The sequence below is a fragment of the Spirosoma panaciterrae DSM 21099 genome (assembly GCF_000374025.1).
GTDB lineage: Bacteria > Bacteroidota > Bacteroidia > Cytophagales > Spirosomataceae > Spirosoma > Spirosoma panaciterrae.
The window spans coordinates 37,502-52,279 of record NZ_KB893244.1 but is presented as its reverse complement, the minus strand read 5'-3'; the positions used below and the strand labels follow the sequence as shown (position 1 = coordinate 52,279).

13 protein-coding genes are annotated in these 14,778 nt (G+C 47.9%); 2 read left to right on the top strand and 11 right to left on the bottom strand.

Going from position 1 to position 14,778, the window contains the following annotated elements:
- Positions 1-4: 4 nt before the first annotated feature.
- Both B153_RS0133595 and dtd read right to left on the bottom strand, forming a co-directional pair.
- On the bottom strand, positions 5-646 hold the full coding sequence (locus B153_RS0133595; RefSeq protein WP_020601154.1) for an O-methyltransferase: 642 nt from the start codon (positions 644-646) through the stop codon (positions 5-7).
- Between the two features lie 94 nt (positions 647-740).
- On the bottom strand, positions 741-1,193 hold the full coding sequence (dtd, locus tag B153_RS0133590) for a D-aminoacyl-tRNA deacylase (protein WP_020601153.1): 453 nt from the start codon (positions 1,191-1,193) through the stop codon (positions 741-743).
- Positions 1,194-2,188: 995 nt separating this feature from the next.
- Between dtd and B153_RS0133580 the strand changes: the two genes are divergently transcribed.
- Positions 2,189-3,571 (top strand): glycoside hydrolase family 88/105 protein, encoded by a 1,383-nt coding sequence (locus B153_RS0133580; protein ID WP_020601151.1) that lies wholly within the window; start codon positions 2,189-2,191, stop codon positions 3,569-3,571.
- Between the two features lie 235 nt (positions 3,572-3,806).
- On the opposite strand, the gene B153_RS0133575 is transcribed toward B153_RS0133580, so the two are convergent.
- The 5 genes from B153_RS0133575 to B153_RS0133555 form a co-directional block, all read right to left on the bottom strand.
- Entirely contained in the window at positions 3,807-4,238 is a 432-nt protein-coding gene (locus tag B153_RS0133575) for a nuclear transport factor 2 family protein (protein WP_020601150.1), read from the bottom strand.
- A gap of 175 nt (positions 4,239-4,413) precedes the next feature.
- Positions 4,414-6,831, bottom strand: coding sequence for a TonB-dependent receptor (locus B153_RS0133570; RefSeq protein ID WP_020601149.1), 2,418 nt, complete (start codon positions 6,829-6,831; stop codon positions 4,414-4,416).
- A 130-nt stretch (positions 6,832-6,961) separates the two neighbouring features.
- Positions 6,962-7,546 carry a LutC/YkgG family protein gene (locus tag B153_RS0133565; RefSeq protein ID WP_020601148.1) on the bottom strand — a complete coding sequence of 195 codons (585 nt, stop codon included), beginning with the start codon at positions 7,544-7,546 and terminating at the stop codon, positions 6,962-6,964.
- Positions 7,543-8,919, bottom strand: coding sequence for a lactate utilization protein B (locus B153_RS0133560; protein WP_020601147.1), 1,377 nt, complete (start codon positions 8,917-8,919; stop codon positions 7,543-7,545). Before B153_RS0133560 ends, B153_RS0133565 begins: the two co-directional genes overlap by 4 nt.
- Before the next feature lie 2 nt (positions 8,920-8,921).
- Positions 8,922-9,656 (bottom strand): (Fe-S)-binding protein, encoded by a 735-nt coding sequence (locus B153_RS0133555; RefSeq protein ID WP_020601146.1) that lies wholly within the window; start codon positions 9,654-9,656, stop codon positions 8,922-8,924.
- Between the two features lie 524 nt (positions 9,657-10,180).
- On the opposite strand from B153_RS0133555, the gene B153_RS0133550 reads away from it, so the two are divergent.
- Positions 10,181-11,278 carry a GntR family transcriptional regulator gene (locus tag B153_RS0133550; RefSeq protein WP_020601145.1) on the top strand — a complete coding sequence of 366 codons (1,098 nt, stop codon included), beginning with the start codon at positions 10,181-10,183 and terminating at the stop codon, positions 11,276-11,278.
- Between the two features lie 103 nt (positions 11,279-11,381).
- Here the strand turns inward: B153_RS0133550 and B153_RS0133545 are convergent, their stop codons facing one another.
- The 4 genes from B153_RS0133545 to B153_RS0133530 all read right to left on the bottom strand — a co-directional run bounded on the left by B153_RS0133545 (position 11,382) and on the right by B153_RS0133530 (position 14,758).
- Positions 11,382-12,299 (bottom strand): alpha/beta fold hydrolase, encoded by a 918-nt coding sequence (locus B153_RS0133545; protein WP_020601144.1) that lies wholly within the window; start codon positions 12,297-12,299, stop codon positions 11,382-11,384.
- 166 nt (positions 12,300-12,465) lie between these two features.
- Positions 12,466-13,254 (bottom strand): NIPSNAP family protein, encoded by a 789-nt coding sequence (locus B153_RS0133540; protein WP_020601143.1) that lies wholly within the window; start codon positions 13,252-13,254, stop codon positions 12,466-12,468.
- A gap of 81 nt (positions 13,255-13,335) precedes the next feature.
- On the bottom strand, positions 13,336-13,656 hold the full coding sequence (locus B153_RS0133535; protein WP_020601142.1) for a 2Fe-2S iron-sulfur cluster-binding protein: 321 nt from the start codon (positions 13,654-13,656) through the stop codon (positions 13,336-13,338).
- A 97-nt stretch (positions 13,657-13,753) separates the two neighbouring features.
- A complete protein-coding gene (locus tag B153_RS0133530; protein WP_020601141.1) occupies positions 13,754-14,758 on the bottom strand; it encodes an NAD(P)/FAD-dependent oxidoreductase in 1,005 nt (334 codons plus the stop codon).
- Between the last annotated feature and the right edge of the window lie 20 nt (positions 14,759-14,778).

Genomic DNA, 14,778 nt, shown 5'->3' with positions numbered 1-14,778 from the left:
GTAATTATCGTTTTCGAATCATCATAATCCCGTCTCGCACGGGCAACAGCACATTCTCTACGCGCGGATCGTCCTGAATTTTCTGGTTGAATGCCAGCACAGCCGCCGTATCCAGATCCGATGGTTTTACAGACTCAACAACCTTGCCACTCCATAAGACATTATCGACCAGTATAAAGCCTCCCGGTCTGAGTTTATCAAAAATCAGGTCGAAATAGATCGAATTGTTGCGTTTGTCGGCATCAATGAATACCAAATCAAACGTTTCGGTAAGGGTTGGCAGTATATCGGCAGCGAAGCCAACCCGAAAATCAATTTTGGTATGATAAGGCGATTGCAGCCAATACGACCGGGCAAAGTCCTCCAGTTCCTCGTTCTGATCGATGGTAATGAGCCGCCCATCGTCGGTCAACCCTTCGGCCAGGCATACAGCCGAATAGCCCGTATAGGTTCCCAGTTCAAGAATCCGTTGCGGTCGCACCATGCACGAAATCATGGAGAGAAAACGTCCCTGCAAATGCCCCGAGAGCATACGAGGGGCCATAATATGAGCACGGGTATTGCGGCTTAATCGATGAAGCAACTCACTTTCGGGCGAGGTATGAGCTTCAGCATAGGCAGTAATATTGGAAGGCAAAAAATCCATTCGGCAATTTGCCTGACCGATCTATCGTCCGACAGGCAAGGGATGGTTTTAGTAAAATTAGTGGATCGTTCAGATAAATCGACAAATCGGGTCACTAAATCCTATTTTTCGAGTCAATGACAATGGTAACAGGCCCGTCGTTGAGCAACGAAATTTTCATATCGGCCCCAAACTCTCCTGTCTGAATCGGTTTACCCAGATCGGCTGTAAGTTGGGCAATCATCGCTTCATAAAGAGGTATGGCCACTTCGGGTCGGGCCGCTTCGATAAAACTGGGGCGATTGCCCTTTTTAGTACTGGCGTGCAACGTAAATTGGCTAACCAGTAAAATATCGCCATTGACAGCAGCCAGATCCAGGTTCATTTTCCCTTCGGCATCATTGAACACGCGCATACCGACAATTTTTCGGCTTAGCCATTCCACATCGTCTCGGGTATCAGCATGGGTAATACCTAACAAAATCAGAAAGCCCGTCCCTATCTGACCGCTAATCTGCCCGTCAATCGAAACAGAAGCCTGCGTAACTCGCTGAATCACAACAATCATATTGGCATCAAAATGGTTATAAAAAACCGTTGCGTCAAAATTGGCACTTTATACTTAAAAGAATTACTATTTGCTTTACTTTATCCGTTTATTTTACCACTTAAGTTGATAACTTTCTCAAAAAAGAGCGCCAAATTGCGATTGGCAAAAGTTTTGTTCAACGATTGACGGATTCAGGTGTTTTACGTCTAATAAAATAACGCCTTTTCAATAGAGTTCTGTTAGCATTCTTTTACCAATTACAAAAAAATTCAGCATCGGCTTAAACCCAATTACTCAATTGTTATCATACCCTACGTGAATGAAGAAAATGCCATTGAGCCATCCAACTAATTCAAAACAAAATGGACAAGCGATTACTGTTGACGTTAATTATACTAGCCATATTGGTAGCCCCTATCGCCTATATTACCCTGTTAATCAATTGGTTTAAGAATTACACAAGCGGTATTACTTCCTATAATTCGACTGAAGTAGTTTGCGAAACAATAGCCGTACTGATTTACACCTATTTTGGTATTCGTTTTTTTAATCGGCATATAAATTCCCTGCACTAATTCTTCTTACGCCAGTATGATAAACTCTGGACACTACGGTTGCTATGTCCACTAAAGTCCAGAGTTTCAACAGGCTTTCTACACCCGATTTTTATCAGGGCTGTATTTTATCGGGTGTATACACCACCCAGATTTTTCAGAAACACTTGATGGTTTTTATAGAAAACAAATCGTCATTTGTCAATACACTACTACTTAAGGCCGAACGAAATTTTTTCATCTACTCTTCATATCTGGTAACTACTCTTACCATCGAGAAGCCATGCATAGGTTACTCTTTTTCTCTCGCTTTTCGGGAAAACGTATACGCAAGTGAGGGCCGAACCGCACATGACGCAGAATCAGCAGGTTTTTATAAACTTTAGAGTATTCAACGCAGCAATTCACCTATTTATAGGGAAGTGCCGTTGAGTACCAACCTAATTCCAAATCTGTTTTATGCCTGTTTCTCCCGTAAACTCTCCCTTTACCAACCGCTTTTTTAGCTTTTTGCTCGTGGTATTGTCTGCTGCTAGCCCTCTTTACGCCCAGCAACCTAAAGCCAATGATTCAACCACTCCGCTTCACCTGCTGAAACCCGATTACCCGGTCCCTTACGGGCAGCCCAATACTGAGGAAGTGACCAGCGTACTCCGCCGAATCTACACCTATCTGGATGCGAATACCCCCACGCAACTTATCGATAAAGAAACAAAGAAAGACATTCCGTCGGGTGGAGCTTTTAACGCCAATGCTATCTTTAAACCTGGCGATTTCCGGCTCATCAGTTATGAATGGGGGGTTACCTACATGGGTATGCTGCTTGCCAGCCAGGCTACGGGCGATACGCGTTATGCCGACTATACCAACAAACGGCTTCAGTTTATTGCCGAACAGGTCCCGTATTTTCGGGCACAGGTAACGGCCGATCCGCACGCCAATACGCCTATGCGTTCTGTGCTGGCACCCCATGCCCTTGACGATGCTGGTGCCATGTGTGCGGCTATGATCAAAGCCAGTCGGGCGGGGGGTATCAAAGCCGATCTACGCCCTATGATCGACAATTACATCCATTACATCCAGACCAAAGAATTCCGGCTGGCCGATGGCACCCTGGCCCGGAATCGGCCTCAACCCAACACACTCTGGCTCGACGACCTGTTTATGAGTGTACCGGCACTCGCCCAAATGGGCAAACTTACAGGCGACCGCAAATACTACGACGAAGCGACAAAACAGGTTCTCCAGTTCTCAAAACGAATGTTCAACACCCAAAAAGGGCTTTATATGCACGGCTGGGTCGAAGGAATGGGCGTTCACCCTGAGTTTCATTGGGGCCGTGCCAATGGGTGGGGCATTTTGACAGCCGTGGAATTGCTGGATGTTCTGCCCGAAGATCATCCTAATCGTCCGGCCATTCTGGAGCTGCTAAGAGCCCATGCCAAAGGGCTGGCTGCTCAGCAGTCAGGTTCGGGTTTCTGGCACCAGCTTCTTGACCGACACGACTCCTATCTGGAAACTTCCGCTACAGCTATTTATGTGTATTGTTTCGCTCATGCCATCAATCGGGGTTGGCTCGACCCACTGGCCTATGCCCCCGCCACCTTGCTGGGCTGGAATGCTGTAGCTACCAAAGTGAATGCAACCGGACAGGTCGAGGGGGTTTGTGTTGGTACGGGAATGGGATTTGATCCTGCCTTTTATTATCACCGACCCATTAATCCCTATGCCGCTCATGGCTATGGCCCTACCCTACTGGCGGGGGCGGAAGTGATCAATCTGATCAAAAGCCATACGTTCGAGATCAACGACAGTTCGCTGCAACTGGTAAAGAAGAAGTAAGGGGTACGTATAGCAACCCCTGCCGCGTAACCCATTCTATTTAGTTTATTCAGCTCCCTGCTGTGATCTGGCAACTAAAATTATCTCAGCTACCACTCCCGTTTTGAGAATCAGGCAGGTGAGTTCAGGAGAGTTAGCCAAATAATACTGACGTAATTTGACTAATACGTTTTATCATAGGTTTTGCAGGATAGGCCCACCAGAGTTCTGATGGGCCTATTTTTTTGCTTACCGTCTAGATTTTTACGGCTTGCCGAGCCAGTAGCTTCCAGCCACCTTTTTGCTTGATCCACACCAGCAAGACCGACAATTTGACCTGCCCTGGCTTGCCTTTGTCGAGTGTTTCACCCAATAGTTTGTGCCGAACCAGAGCTGTATTATCAACGACAGTAACTACCTGATCGGCCAATTCAATACTGACAAAATCGGAGCTTCCACTGACCAATGCTTCTACAAAAGCAGCTTTATCTTCAATTTTTCCACTCGAATGCCCATAACTTAACTGATCAGCAGCCAAGGCTTCCAGCTTGGCTTTATCGGGCGAGATCATCAATACTCGCAGTTGTTCAACGGCCTGGCTGACAGCATCCTGATCTTTAGCAGGAGACAAACTGGTTAGTGTTATAACAGCACAAAGAGTTACGAGGGCAAGCGCAATTGATTTCATTTACATCTGTGATTTATTAACAAAAATTGATTGAACAGTTACAGCGAACGGTGGTGTTGCTGTTCAATCAAAAGCTTACTTCAATATTTTTTACCGTAAGTGACTTTCAAATTTACTATAAGGTAAATTGTTTACACTGACGTTGAAATTCAGCCGTTTTGGACCACAAAACTAGTTAAAAATCAACCTCACTCCCATCTTTCATTTTCTTTTTCGCCTGCCGAAGCCGGTAGTTGAACGTCAGATTGAATTGTCTTAGTCGTCCCTGCGAGCTACTTTCTGTATAAAAATTGGCCCCTTCGGTAATAGAACGATACTTACGCGAGTTAAACACATCGATTATGTTAAAAACCAGTGTTCCATTATTGTTTAAAATATCTTTACTAAATGACAGATCAAGTGTAGCAATGGCCCGTCGACTTCCTTGTGGGGTTTTCTGAGGGGCTTCATAATTGGCCCGTACCTGAGCATCCGTATTTTTCCAGAATGTAAACCGAGAGCTTGTTCGGGCAAACCAGCTATACGTATCGCTTTGGTAGCTGGCATCCAGGTTACCCCCGTTGGTAATGGCCCGGAAAAAATTGAGACTCCCGTCCAGCTTCCACCATTTGTAAAGCGCATACGAACCAGCAAACTCGGCTCCATACGAATGCTCAGTTGCCAGGTTTTCGGGCCGGGTAGTCGAATTACCCAGCGTATCGACCCGGCGAATGCGAATAATTTTTCCTGTGGTATACCGATAATAAATCGATGTACTAAACGAGCCTTTATCTACATACTTGATATGGCCTAATTCAAACGCATCGGTAAATTCAGGATTCAGGTCGGGGTTACCACTGAAAAAATTCCGGCTATCGCTAAACGTCATAAACGGGCTCAGATCATTGTATTGCGGACGACGTACCCGACGGCTATAGCTGGCCTGCAACGCATGTTGGTGGGGTAAGTCGTAGGTGGCGTGAAGGCTTGGAAACAGATTGGCGTAACTGCGTGGATTTACATCGTTCGTTTGCTTAAGTGTGGTGGTTACGCCGGTCCACTCAGCCCGCAGGCCCACCTGGTAGGAAAATTTCCGAATCTTATTCCCCACGATTCCATACAGGGCATTTATTTTTTCCTGATAGAGAAAATCATTCGTCAGGTTCGGCAACGCAAACCAGCTTCCATCCGCATTCTGTTGCGTAACCGTATAATCGTTGGTCATATTGCGGGTACTGCTCCGAAGCCCTCCTTCCAGCTTGCCATCTTTTCGAAACGGGCGTACATAATCGACCTGCACCAGAAATTGCTTTTCGGTTTCGTCATTCACCGCCCGTTGCAGAATATTCGGAATGCCTGATGGTGCTCCATCGGGCAACAAGGTCTGTTGGGTAAAATATTGGTCCGACTTTTCCCAATTGTCCAGATACCGAACATCAGCAGTCAGTTCATGGCCTTCCCGCGCGAACGTTTTCTTATAACTGACCACATATTCGGAATTTGGCTCAGTCTCCGTTTCGTCCTGGGTCCGGTTGGTAATGCCTTTCGGATTGGCCAGATTACCCACATAGTCCAGGTAGTGAATGTCGGAAAAGCGTTTGCCTTTGCTAAGGCGCCAGGTGTAAGCCGCTGTCAGGATGCTTTTAGGATTGAAATAATAATCGATACCCGCCCTGGCATTGTTGTTCTGCCCTTTTAACTGATTCGTTGAATTCTGCTGAGAAATAAAGGTGGAATCGTTGCGGTATACTTCCTGATAAATGGAATTTCGACCCGGCGTATTTCGATACGAAGCGGTGTAATTGATAAAGAAATTCAGGTTTTTGCGTCGATAATTGACGTTGGCAGCGGCTCCAAAGTTGGCCGGATAGCCGGTGATCACGTCGAACGAGCCATTGAATCCCTCCTTTCGTTCTTTTTTCAGGACGATGTTTATGATGCCTCCCATGCCTTCGGCTTCATACCGGGCCGACGGGTTGGTGATCACCTCTACCCGCTCGATCATACTGCCCTGCAATTGCTGCAAACCGGCCCCTCCTTTTAAGCTAACCAGACCTGATGGTTTTCCATCGATCAGAATTCGAACACTGTTGCTTCCCCGTAAACTGACATTTCCTTCTCCATCAACGGCTACGGAGGGGATGTTTTTGAGAATATCAGACGCTGTGCCACCTGCGTTAGCCAGGTCCTTGCCAACGTTAAAAATTCGCTTGTCGAGTGATAGCTCCATCTGGCTTTTCTCGCCAACGACGACGACTTCTTCCAGCTTTTTTGCACTGGATTTCATCACCGACACACCAAGCTGTATATCCTGAGTAGCTACGCGAAGGTCGGCAATCACTTTTTCCTGATACGAAACGGCGGTAGCTTTCAGGCTGTACTGCCCTGGTTTAGCCTGCAAAGCAAACGTCCCGGCTTCGTCAGCAACGACACCGGCAATGGGTGTAGAACCTGAAACGGGGTACAAGGCGATAGATACAAACGGCACGGGTTTATTGGATTCATCGACAAACGTACCCCGAATCCATATCTGATGGTCCGTTTTAGAAGGCTGAGCAAAGGCTAGTGTAGAGCAAAGGAGCAGAAAAACAATTCGGAACGTAAACGAAGGCATAGTTGAGTAAGGGCAGCATGCCTACCGAACAATCGATACGTTCGGTAAACCAATAGGCCAACTGGGTGAATCTGTAGATAGTACACAAAGAAACGATGGTCAGCTATCTACCACTTCTCAACTTAATCTTTTAAGGCAGCAGATAAACGGTAAGCGACCGGGCACCGTGGGCACCAATTACCAGACTCTGTTCAATATCGGCCGTTTTCGAGGGGCCGCAGATAAACGTACCAAAACCCGTGGTATCCACTTTCAACCGCTTATAGGCATCGTGCATGTTGGGCACCAGGGTCGACTGCCGGATGACGATCACCAGATATTGCGTAATCATGGGGGCCACGCGTTGCGGCAATTGGGTTTCATCGACCCAGATAGCGGCATTTTCGGCCACTGCTACTGGCCCTTCAATGATTGCCAGGTTTAAATCGGCCAGTTCGTGCGGGTCCGATACGACCATCGTCCGATCGGCCAGATCAGCCAGTTCGGGGATGGTAGTAGCAACACTTGTCAGATTGGGGTATTGCGTCTCTAAATCGCTCCGGATAGCCGCATAGTCTGGTACAACTAGCGCCCGACCGCCCACAAATGTGAGTACATCAATAAACTGTTTCGTCAGATCGGGAAACGTCGAAACGAACGTAAACTGTTCGGGCAGTGGGCGTAGATCGGGCTGGTTGGCTTTGATATTCGCCAGGATTTTTTCGCGGGTGGTCATGCTTTCTTGTTGTTGATGTACCAATCGCGGAAGCTCTCGGCGGGTGGTTCGGGCATTTCGCGCTGATTGTACCAAGGATTGAATCGATTTTCGGCCAGTACAGGGGTAAACCGCAGCACACCCCGGCCTATTTTTCCAGCCATCCGGTACAAACCAGGCGACTCCAGCACCGTAGCCATCGCTTTCATGGCTGCTGTTTTGCTGCCGGGCCCGTAGCCTTCTTTCATGAGCACCTGCCGCCATTTGTACAACTGATCATGAATATCAATTTTAACGGGACAAACGTTGGAACAGGAGCCACAGAGTGTCGATGCAAAAGGCAGATCGGCATTGAGTTTCATGTCCAGGTTGGGAGCCAGAATCGACCCGATGGGTCCGGCAATGGCACTGTGGTAACTATGCCCGCCCGAGCGCCGGTAAACCGGACAGGTATTCAGACAAGCCGCACACCGGATGCACTTCAACGAATTCCGAAAATCGGGCCGACCAAGCTGGCGGCTTCGCCCGTTATCAACAATCACGATGTGCATTTGCTGGCCGGGCCGGGGGCGATGAAAATGGCTCGAAAAGGTAGTAATGGGCTGTCCGGTGGCCGAGCGGGCCAGCAAGCGAAGAAAAACCCCCAGATGTTCGGCTCGTGGAATGATCTTCTCAAACCCCATGGCCGCGATATGCACATCGGCCAGATGCGCGCCCATATCGGCATTCCCTTCGTTGGTACAGACCACAAACCCACCCGTTTCGGCAATGGCAAAGTTCACCCCCGTAAGCGCTACTTTTCGTGTCAGGAAGGTATCGCGCAGGTGCTGTCGAGCCGCTTCGGTCAGGTATTGCGGGTCGGTAGCGCCTTTTTCGGTGCCCAGGTGTTCATGAAACGTTTCGCCCACATCACTCTTTTTCAGGTGAATGGCAGGCAACACAATATGGGACGGTGGCTCTTTACGCATCTGCACAATCCGTTCGCCCAGATCACTATCGATCACGTCAATACCATGCCGGGTCAGGTAGTCGTTCAGATGACATTCTTCAGTCAGCATCGACTTCGATTTCACCATCCGAGTAACCCCTGCATCCTGAATCAGTTTATGAATGATGGCATTATGCTCGTCGGCATTCTCGGCCCAATGCACCGTAATCCCGTTGCGTTTGGCATTCTCCTCAAACTGCGCCAGCAAATCGTGCATATTCGACAGCACATGGTTTTTGATCTGCGAAGCGGCTTCACGCAACTGCTCCCACTCGGGTAACTGAGCAGCCGCCCGGTCGCGCTTGGTCCGCACAAACCAAAGGGTTTCATCGTGCCAGTCGACCCGTGGCTCATCTTTGTTGAACTCAACAGCGGCACTGGCGTGGTCTAAATTTAGCTGGTTCATGATTATACCGTTGCGGTTAAAATCTCTGCGATATGTTTGACCTGAACGGCCGAATTAGCCCGCTTCAGAATCCCTTCCAGATGCATCAGACAGGACACATCGACCCCGGTAATGTAGTTTACCCCGTGTCGAAGATGATCGGCTACGCGATCCTTGCCCATTTTGGCCGAAACGGCTTCTTCCGTTACACAGAACGTTCCACCGAACCCGCAGCATTCATCCCGTCGGTCCAATTGAACCAGGTCAAGCCCATCGACCAGATTAAGCAGTTGCGCCGGTTTAGAAAACGGAGGAGCCATCAGTTCCGACATCTGCGACAGATGCAGTCCACGCTGCCCATGACAACTCTGGTGAAGCCCTACCCGGTACGGAAACGTGGCTTTCAATGACGACACTTTCACCACATCCGTCAAAAACTCCGTCAGCTCATAGATTCGGGATCGGATCGCCGACGCTTCCGACTCGTTCGACGCATGCAGGTGATGTTTGATATGTAACGTACAACTTCCCGACGGCGAAACGATGTAGTCATAGCCCGCAAAGTTTCGTACGAAATTTTCATTGCAGCCCCCCGTCAGATGTTCATAGCCTGAATTGGCCATTGGCTGACCGCAACAGGTTTGCTGCAGAGGGTAATCGACCTGACAACCAACATTTTGCAGTAACTTCAGTGTGGCAATGGCTACTTTCGTATAAAACTGATCGATGTAGCAGGGGATAAATAAGCCAACTTTCATAGACTGATCTGAACCGGATTTTCGGCAAAAATACCGTATGTAACGATGTTGTCCTTCCTGTACTCTCCTTTTATACGTCTTTTTTACTGAAGTCAACAAACTTCATCGATCAGAAAAGGGCCTTTTAAATCGTTCAACTTAATACGCAGGACGAATGGCTTTATCGTAACCCTTCCTGCTTAGCCAGTCCGAACGAAGCCATCGCTTCAGTATCTGCACGGGATCTCATTGAGCAGTGAAGACATGAAAAGGAAGGATTCGCTGTTAAGTACAACTTATGAACTTTTCGATCTGAAATTAATTGACCACTTATAAACCTGCTTTATGAAATAAACCTGTTTTTTTACAACAAAATCACCAGCTTATACCAACTCGGTAACGTTTCCGATAACGTTTGCATAAAAAAAGTCAGATAATTTCTTCTTTATGTCTATTCTTTTTTGGAAGCTTATCCATGCTTTTCGTGGCCGAATGTAGATAGTCACTTGCCAGTACCACAGAATAATCCATAAAATCTAGTTGTTATGGTAGCGAAGGAGTCCCCCGCAACCCAGTCCAGACGGCAAGCCTACGACAGTTTTGCCGATCTGTATCCTAATTCATCAGCACCCGTTTATAAACTTCAGTTTAATCCCAAAGACAAAACGCCGAAGTATAAACAGATTGTGCAGTCGGTGATTACCGACATCGAACGGGGTGTGTTAAAAAACAACGAGCAGCTACCGTCTATCAGTGAATTAAGCGTAGAATATTACCTGGCCCGCGATACCGTTGAAAAAGCGTACCGTGAACTTCGTGAGCTGGGGTACATTACATCGGTGCAGGGAAAAGGCTATTATGTGCTGTCGCAGGCAACTCCCAAACTGAAGATTCTGCTCATTTTCAATAAGCTCAGTTCCTACAAGAAAATCATTTATTATGCCTTTCTGAAAGCACTGGGCGATAAGGCGACGGTCGATCTACAGATTCATCATTACAGTGCCTGTCATTTCAGGGAGATCATTGAGAAGAATCTGGGTAAATACAATTACTATGTGGTTATGCCGCACTTCACGCAGGATCTGGATAAAGCGAACTATATGGAAACACTGGAGTCTATTCCGGCCCATGAGCTAGTCCTGCTCGATAAGGATGTGCAGGAACTGACTGAACCCCGGCTGAGTGTTTACCAGAATTTCGACAAAGACATTTGCGAATCGCTCGAAAACGCCCAGGATCTGCTGATGAAGTACAACCGTCTGGTGCTTATCCTGCCCGGCGATGGCAACTACCCAACCGAAATTGCGCATGGCTTTCGCTCGTTCTGCGTCAATTACAACAAAGAGTTCGGCATCAAAGAGAATGCCCTGCAGGAGAACCTACAGGAAGGCACGGCTTATGTGGTGATTGAAGAAACGGACCTGTCTGAACTGGTAAAAAAAGTACGTCAGTCACCCTATGAACTAGGGCATGAGATTGGTATCATTTCGTTTAACGAAACGACTCTCAAAGAACTTCTGAACATCACGGTTATCACAACTGACTTCGAAGCAATGGGCTATACGGCCGCTTCTCTCCTGCTCGACAACCAGCGCATCAAGGTCAAAAACCCCTTCTACATGATCCGTCGCGGGTCGTTGTAATCGAATGATTGAATGGTTGAATGATTGAATAGGCCAAGAGCCAACCATTCAACAATTCAATCATTCAACCATTCAATCATTCAACCATTCAATCATTCAACCATTAGGATGGATTTCCCAGAAAGCTACGCAGTATAGCGTTGTATTCTTTGGCTGCGTTCAGGTAGGGAAAATGGCCTTTCTGGTGGAAGGTATAGACCTGAGCGGTAGTGTAGTACTGCTTCAACTGGGTTCGAAGCTGAGGGAAAATAAGTGGGTCATTATCCGATTCCAGAATCAGTAAAGGAATCTTCGTTTGCTTCCCATCTATCGGCTGAAATGTATCGATCACACATTGGTATCGAGCCAGAAACTGTGCCTTTGTCATCCGCCCGTATGTGTTTTCAAGCAGTTGCGCTTTCGCCAGTGGATTACTTTCAGAAGCGGGTATGACCTGGCTTTCCAGATTTCCTCGCAACGCGTTCATCACCGCCCATTCGGGCATCAACTTAGCCACAGTGATCCGAGTATGATTGGCCTCTTCATAGAGGTCATTTTTGGGAAACGTATTGCCCAAAACCGCTTTTTCGACTCGTTGCGGATACGTTGCCAATAGGTATTGTGTCAGATAACCACCCAACGAACTCCCGACCACAATTACGGAACCGATCCGTTCTTTGTCGAGAATTGCCACAACGCCCTTACCCAAATCCGACAGGTTATCGACTGGTGGATATGTAACGCTAACCACACGATAGTCGGGACTAAAGGCGTTCATCTGCTGCCACCAGAAGTCGTAACCGCCCGTCATGCCATGCAAAAAAAGAATGGTTTTAGGACCATTTCCGAGTGCCAGATACGTCCAGTCGTAGCCTTGGGTGTGAATCGTTCTGGTGGGAAGTTTTCGGAAAGCCGACAAACCATCAATGAGCTTTTTATCGGAGCCATCGTATAATTCAACCGCATCTTTCTTTGGAACCGGAATCAGGTAGGCAACGAAAAGCAGTACGATGGGAAGCAGCCAGAGTAAACGTTTTTTCATGAGATTTTAGGTTATGTGTAAAAATAAACACACTTCCTGAAGCTACACGATTTTTCATACATCCGACTGGCTATCAAACAAGACCACCGGGTTGCAACGGCTTTGCACACGTCCTAATGTGTACCATTGCCCTTACAACCCGGTGGTAGTTGTTGATTGATTCCGACTAAATATCTGAATAGGCCGTTGGATGGAGCAGGTAAATATCGGCCCGGAGAAAATTATGCGCGTACTCAGGTTTTGCATTCAGGGCTTTCCAGCCAGGATCGGCGCCGAAAGCTTTCCAATGGGCATCGCGCTCGGTTTTGCTTTCAAACGACGTCATATACATCAGACTGGGCAACTTACTGCCTGCCTTTACCTGCCCGCAGAACACCGTATTGAATCCCAATCGTTTGAAGATGTCGAGTTCGCCATTGTTAAATTGGGCAACTTTCGCTTCGTGCAGCTTTTCGGTAGCAGCTTCGTAACGACGCAATTCATAAATGCGCTCCGACGGACCAGCCGTTAATGTCGGGGCAATCAGGGCCGGCATACCCGCAAATGCCTGCATCAAAACCGATTCAAAATTTTTATAGACGGGGTTGCTGTACTCAGCGTTGATATAATCCTGCGCATCAACGCCATACTGTTTGTCTTTGGCAAGCGTTTCGGAAAGGCCCATAAACTGATCGACGGACTTAAATGGAATAAGGACGTAAATCAGTGAATCGGCCTCGGTAGCGGGCTTAAATACTCCCACTTTGCCAATACCCGCCCGATGCAGGGCTGGCAAGTACGCCTGCCTAAGGTAACTCTCCAGCCGTTCTTTCTGCGGACTGTCTTTCAGGTGATAAATTTTCAGTTGATAAAATTCGCGTTTGGGAGCAAAACCAAACGTAAATCCGGCCTGCAACACAAGCGAAACCAGTAGCCCGACGAAAAAAGCCGTTTGGGCATGACGATAACTAAACATACTACAAATGAAGAAAAATTGGTTTACTCCTCGTAAAGCAGAAAGTTCGTTAAAACTCATGCATAAAGTTTCATTTGAGAGCTAGTGGTCCTCTCCACGGATGGCGAAAAGGGCTCCTTCCAGCGTTTCATTGACCCGGATCTGGCAGGCTAGTCGACTATCTGATTCGGCATTGGGAAGTGTATCGAGCATATCCAGCTCGGCATCCTGCGCCGGAGCTAAGGCATCGAGCCCTTCGAGCACCTGCACATGACAGGTAGCGCACAAGGCCATACCCCCACACGTTGCCAGAATGTTGTAGTCCGATGCTTTCAGCACTTCCATCAAACTCAGGTTAATACCTTCTGGAATTTCGAGGGCCTGCCGCGTTCCGTCGCGGTCTTCTATCGTGAATGTAATCATGGTATTTCGTAGTCATTGACTGTCATGGATTGTCATTCGTTGTAGTGATAGACGATCAGTGACAACGAATGGCAATCCATGACCACCGAATGACCATTTAAAAAGTAGGGACACCGTTTACGGTCGTGTATTTGAAACTTAGCTTTTGGTTCGGATATACGTACTGGAACGCACTCTGACACATCAGAGCGGCCTCATGGAAACCGCACAGAATCAGTTTGAGCTTACCCGGATAGGTATTAATGTCGCCGATGGCGTAGATCCGCTCAACATTGGTCGAGTAATCGACGGTGTTGACGCTGATGGCTGATTTATCGATTTGTAATCCCCAATCGGCAATGGGGCCGAGCTTGGGCGTCAGGCCGAAGAGTGGAATCAGGTGATCGGCAGCCAGTATCTGTACCGACTTATCCTTAGCCGTCACGCTCACCTCTTTCAGATGGCCATTGCCCTGTATGCTGGTGATGTTCGATTGCAACAGCAGTTTAATGCGCCCCTGACGAGCCAGCTCGACGACTTTTTCGGCCGAATCGGGCGCTCCCCGAAACGAATCACTCCGGTGAATGAGTGTCACTTCCTGCGCAATATCGGCCAGAAAGACAGTCCAGTCGAGGGCTGAGTCGCCCCCACCCGCCAGTACTACCCGACGATCGCGGAACAGTTCCGGATTTTTTACCATATAGGCCACCCCTTTTCCTTCAAACTGCTCCAGGTTGGTAATTTCGGGCTTGCGAGGCTCAAAGCAACCCAATCCTCCGGCAATCACGACGACCTGACAATGAACAGCGGTACCTTCATTAGTCGTAATCACATACGAACCGTCGTCCTGTTTTTCGAGCGACTCTACCCGTTCACCCAGCGTAAACCCCGGTTTGAAGGGCGCAATCTGGTCCATCAGGTTATCGACCAGCGTTTGTGCCTTTACTTCCGGATACCCTGGAATATCGTAGATCGGTTTCTGCGGATAAATTTCCGAGAGTTGCCCTCCTACCTGCGGTAGGGCGTCGATCAGGTGGCAGCGCATTTTTAGTAATCCTGCTTCAAAAACAGCAAACAGGCCCACCGGCCCGGCCCCAATGATGCAAATATCTGTCGTTATCATATCCCTATATCAACAAAATG